The sequence below is a fragment of the Streptomyces sp. NPDC097129 genome, assembly GCF_055668065.1.
In genome coordinates, this window is sequence record NZ_JBVOQE010000032.1 from 1 (window position 1) to 5,221 (window position 5,221).

The 5,221-nt window shown below is 32.3% G+C and carries 5 protein-coding genes; 2 read left to right on the top strand and 3 right to left on the bottom strand.

Annotation, left to right across the window (positions count from 1 at the left end; all coding sequences use genetic code 11):
* Positions 1–177: 177 nt before the first annotated feature.
* Positions 178–495, top strand: a complete 318-nt coding sequence (locus AC0B9F_RS37750; RefSeq protein ID WP_350623827.1) for a hypothetical protein — start codon at positions 178–180, stop codon at positions 493–495.
* 124 nt (positions 496–619) lie between these two features.
* Here AC0B9F_RS37750 and AC0B9F_RS37755 read toward each other — a convergent pair whose 3' ends face one another.
* A complete protein-coding gene (locus tag AC0B9F_RS37755; RefSeq protein ID WP_350623825.1) occupies positions 620–859 on the bottom strand; it encodes a hypothetical protein in 240 nt (79 codons plus the stop codon).
* 373 nt (positions 860–1,232) lie between these two features.
* Between AC0B9F_RS37755 and AC0B9F_RS37760 the strand changes: the two genes are divergently transcribed.
* Positions 1,233–2,051, top strand: coding sequence for a replication initiation protein (locus AC0B9F_RS37760; protein WP_350623823.1), 819 nt, complete (start codon positions 1,233–1,235; stop codon positions 2,049–2,051).
* 334 nt (positions 2,052–2,385) lie between these two features.
* Here AC0B9F_RS37760 and AC0B9F_RS37765 read toward each other — a convergent pair whose 3' ends face one another.
* Both AC0B9F_RS37765 and mobQ read right to left on the bottom strand, forming a co-directional pair.
* Positions 2,386–2,808: a hypothetical protein gene (locus AC0B9F_RS37765; RefSeq protein WP_350623821.1), complete on the bottom strand. Its 423-nt coding sequence runs from the start codon at positions 2,806–2,808 to the stop codon at positions 2,386–2,388.
* A 205-nt stretch (positions 2,809–3,013) separates the two neighbouring features.
* A complete protein-coding gene (mobQ, locus tag AC0B9F_RS37770) occupies positions 3,014–4,900 on the bottom strand; it encodes a MobQ family relaxase (protein ID WP_350623818.1) in 1,887 nt (628 codons plus the stop codon).
* Between the last annotated feature and the right edge of the window lie 321 nt (positions 4,901–5,221).

Sequence of the window (5,221 nt, forward strand, 5' to 3'; positions counted from 1 at the left end):
GAATATGCTCTTTGTTTGCAACGCAAACCGCACACAAACGAAGTTTGTATAAGTGCGCCCTTCTTCACTTTGTTCATTGGGGTGATTATACCACAGGCAGAGTGAAGATACTATTATGTAATTCTAGTGTTTCTGCGATAGTTTGATTATAATAGAGAAAAACAAGGCGGTAGGGGAGTGAGAGCTTTGGCTCGAAAGACAGAAGAAGAAAGACTATTAGAGATGGATGAAAAAATTAAGAAGATGCAAGCCGAGAAGCAAAGGCTTGCTAACCAATTAAAACAAAAGGAAAGAAAGGCAAGAACACAAAAGCTAATTAGAATGGGTGGATTATTAGAAAAACATTTAGGAATAACAGGAGAAGAAGAAACTATTAAGTTGATTGCTTCTTTCCAAAAATCTATTTTGGAAAATAAAGATAGAGTAAATGCCATGGACATTAATCAAGCTAGAAATATACTAGGGATTCAAGTCCAGAGTTCAAAAGAATCTTAATCCATATTTTATTGTGTTTCTACTCTAGGTTAGATAAAAGATACCGATTTTGAAATTTATCAAAATCGGTATCTTTATCTAACTCTATTTATAAAAGGATGTATTTTCTTCTTTAAAATCGAAATTAAATGGGACCAGTTACATAATACATAAATAATAATATAGAAGACAAAATGCCTATACTATTTAAGATTTTCCCCATAAAAATATAATTGTTTTTTCTCTCTTTAATTTTTTTTGCTTGTTTATATCCTATAACTCCTAATATTATTGCAACTAAACAAAACCATAAAGAAAATACAGTCAAATAAGCAGAGATCAGAGCAACAAAACCTATTAAAATAGCTTTTACTTCCTCCTGCACAATATATACCTCCCTAAACATTCTTTGTTTTTCCATTTTTTATTATATATGTTATTAATTTGAAGAAATATTCGGATTGATATAAAAAATTAAGGGACATAATTTTAACTTTTAATAATATAGTTATTTTTTAAAGATTTTTAAAACCTTTTTACTTATTTATAGGAGCTTGAAACCCTTGGGGCTGTAAGTCTCAAAAATTTAAAAGTGAGTTTTGGTGCACTTAAAGTGAGTTTTGGTGCACTTAAAAGTGAGTTTTGGTGCACTTAAAGTGAGTTTTGGTGCACTTAAAGTGAGTTTTTTAGAAAAACTTGTTTTTTAACTCACTTTTAAATATGATAGTTATATCAAGAGTTATGAAAGGAATAAAGAAATGGCAAGGAGATTAGAAAAATTATCTGATAGAGTACCAAAATTAAAAGAAATGGAAACACGTAATTTCCCCGTTGTTAAATCTAATCATCTAATTCAAAAAACTCGTTTTGATTTAACATTGGTTGAACAAAAATTGATATTGCACGTAATCCAAATGATTGAGCCAAAAGATGATGATTTTAAAACGTATCGTTTTTCAATTAAGGATTACTGTAAAATTTGCCAAATCAGCGATAGAAGTGGGAAAAACTATTCGATTATTAAAAGTTCCCTGAAAAAGATAAGCGACAAAAGTTTTTGGATGGAACAAGAAGATGGTACGGAAGTGTTAATGAGGTGGATCGACAAAGTAGTTATAGACCATAAGAAAGACATAATTGATATTAAATTGGATAAAGATTTAAAGCCTCATTTGTTGCAGTTGAAGCAATTTTTCACTAAATATAATTACTTATATGTAATGACTATGAAAAGCCAATATAGTATTAGGCTCTATGAAATATTAAAGTCTTACGAAAATGTCCAAGGGATTATTTATGAAGTGGATGAATTAAGGAAAGTCCTAAATCTAGATGATGATACATTACCTAGATGGGTTGATTTCAAGCGTTTTGTGATAGAACAAGCTATTAAAGAAATCAATAAATTAACTGACATTACGATTACATACGATACGATTAAAAAGGGAAGAAGTGTTTTCGAAGTTGTATTTAATATTAAATCCAAGTCTGAAACACAAAAAATTATATCTCAAAGATTAATTGAAAGAACATTAGATAAGAAAAATAAAGATAATGATGATGATACTCCTTACTAATAGCATTGAGAACGTTTTAAAGGGGTTATATTGAGCCCTTTTTTAAAATAACGCATTTAAAGGTGTTAAATGGATAACGGCCTTCTACGGGCTTTGTATACACTTTAAAGGGGGAGTTGATAGTTATGGAATTTGATGATTCAAAAAAAATCATAAATGGGGAATTTGATATGAACCGCACTTGGTATGTAGGATTTGAATACAAAAGGGATTACGCAAAAAAGCCTTTGTCTGGGGAGGAAAATGAAAAACTAGTGGATGATCTAATCCAGGTCTTTGCAAAGTATGAAATGCAGTGGAAAATGAAATAAAAGGCTACCCAAAGGCAACCTTTTTATCGTTTTATTAAAGGTTCGGATTTAAAAAGAACTTTTTTTGTTTCAGCATCAACAATTATATTTTTTATATCTTTACCATTTTCAGATACTGTTAAATAAACATATACTTGTCTATTAGGATGAAAACCATCACCTGAAACTCGATTTTCACCAATAAACTCATCTACTTTTGACAACACCTTGTTCACATCTTTAAAAGAGACTTTTTCTCTAATGTTAATTTTAGCGTTCTTGTATTCAGTATATTGTTTTTGGTCTATTGAGCTATAAAAAGAATTTGGACTAGCAAACTTTTCACTAGAGTTATCAGGATATTTGCTCCATGATTCTTTTGCTGGTTCCTTAGCTTGAATTGAATTTGTGCTTATTCCCATTACTAAAACAACTAATAATATCATTGCAGTAATCATTTTCTTCATTTTGTATTCAACTCCTTTTTTGTATTATTTGATTGATTATCTGTTTTTATAAACAAATCTCTATAAGAAATAAAAAATGACCTCCCTACGGCTTGGCGCTGTTTGGAGGTCATTTCACTGATCTATAAAATATAGAGCCAATTCTTAAAAGAGTAGGCTAGCTACAGATGCTGTCACATCTGTAGCTTTTTTGAATATAGCATGATTACCTTTCTAACCCAATGTTTTGCCCTTTTAAGCGTTGCTTTGGTTTTTGCTTAGCATTTACTTTGTGTTCCTGCTTTTGGGCTTGTTCTACCCCTTCTAGGATGGCTGAAAGAAAGTCATTGCTTTGGCTTAGGCTTTGCGTTTCTTGTTGAACTTTTTCAAGTGCTGGAGCAACTTTCTCTATTTCTCTTTTATGTTGTTCCAAATGCTCCCGATCTTCATAACCGATGGTTCGAATAGCTTGAGTTAACTGTTCTCGTTTTTGTAAATCTTTCTGATAAGCTTGTTGTTCTTCCTTGGAAAACAGAATTTTTCCTTTTAAGTAAGGATTCGATTCGATTCGTTCAATTCGTTTTTCTAGTTCAGTAAGATGATTAAAATAACTTTCTGCATTTTGAGCATTCCGAACAGCCAGATTATAGTTTTGAATACCTTCTCGATTTAATTCAATTTTATGCTGTCTTTGTTCTAAAGTATGTTTTATGTTGTCGAGCGATATAGTTTTTCCTTGTTTCTCATTTAGTCGGTTCAATTTAGATGCTGTCTTGTAATCCAAATATTGTCCTGCTGTTTTCAATTCAGGATATTGGATAGCTACTTTACGAATTAGCTTTTGCTTTAGTATTTCTTCTGTCTGGTTTAGTATTTGTTTTTGGTCTACAGATTTTAAGATGCTCCCGTTTAAAGTTCGAGTAGACGTATCAATTTGTTTACTTAATTGCTTTTTAGCTAACTGGATCTCTTCACGTGCAGATAAACCAGCTTCTTTTAAACATGTATTTAAGTGGTCATGCTGGCTGATGATTTTATCTTGTAAAGTGTTGATACTAGCACGCAAATTTTCTTTTTCCTTACGTTGGAAAAATCCTACTTTATCAAGTTTTCCCTTTAATTCTTCTAATGTTTTTTCATAATGAGAAAGCTGTTTTTCTGCTTGTTCTGCAATAGAAACTATGTGATTTTTTGTCTTTAAAGATTCTAGTGCTTTTCTTTGTTGTTCGGTCTGTACTTCTAATGATTTTCTATAGTTGGCAATTGTTGCTACCGTTGGAATTTCGCCAATAATTTGTTTGGCTGCCTCCACATTTTTTTGTTCTTCAGTAGTTAATTCTACAGACTTCTTTTGCTCCTGTTGTTTTAACTCTGCTTCTATTTGTTGCTTCTCTTGGCGGTATCTTTGTAAGTCATAAACAATAGCATTATGCTTTTGTACTTCACGATTAATATTACCTCGCTCAGTTTTCATCCCCTTTTTCTCCATATCAGAAGCGACATGCCCCATATGAACCGTAGGTAAGATTTCAAGTCCACGTTCAGCGTGAGATTTATGTGTAATTCGTTCTTTGATGTTTGATTGTTCTAATGCTTTATTTGCGTATTCTGACCATTGTTCTCTCCACTGCTCCAGCAGTTCTTTTTTGTTCCAATCACGATTCTTTGTAGTAAAGCCTTCTTCTGAAATTTCTCGTGTTGTTAACATTATGTGAGCGTGAGGATTGTTGGAGTCATCTCTATGAATAGCGATATCAGCAACCATGCCTTTATCTACAAATTGGTCTTGGATGTAGCCTTTGATTAATTCAGTTTGTTGTTGATTGGAAAGTTCTTTAGGTAAAGCAATATTTATTTCTCTGGCTAATTGAGAGTTCTTTCTTTTCTCAGAACGTTCAATTTCATTCCAAAGAATCTCACGATTTTTAACCCAAACAGGGGAATTTTCAGGAGCAAGAATATGGGTTTCCGGCTTCACTTCTCTTTTGTAAAATTTACTTTCATTAGTTTGTTCATCAACTAAACGCTGACCAGAACGATAGGCAGCTGACGCAATTGCTGATTGTCCTTTTCCTCTGGAAATCATTTGTGCTGAGAAGTGATAGATTGCCATATGCTTGAACCTCCTTTTCAAAAGATTTTGTAGTAGCCGTAATAAAAATGATCGTACCGTAAGGTGGGAGAATTTTTATTATGGAATCGTAAGAAATTAATTAGACGAAATGGCATTTTGCCAATGAGAAATAATTAATCTCTTACGATGAGTTTTTGTATTCGTCACAAGACGGATACTCATTCGCACATCAGCGAATGAAGGATTTTAATTTTTATATTCGCAACAAGCGAATATGCTCTTTGTTTGCAACGCAAACCGCACACAAACGAAGTTTGTATAAGTGCGCCCTTCTTCACTTTGTTCATTGGGGTGATTATA

Coding starts and splice junctions, on each gene's coding strand:
- AC0B9F_RS37760 (WP_350623823.1), top strand. CDS start 1,233: ATGGCAAGGAGATTAGAAAAATTATCTGATAGAGTACCAAAATTAAAA.
- AC0B9F_RS37765 (WP_350623821.1), bottom strand. CDS start 2,808: ATGAAGAAAATGATTACTGCAATGATATTATTAGTTGTTTTAGTAATG.
- mobQ (WP_350623818.1), bottom strand. CDS start 4,900: ATGGCAATCTATCACTTCTCAGCACAAATGATTTCCAGAGGAAAAGGA.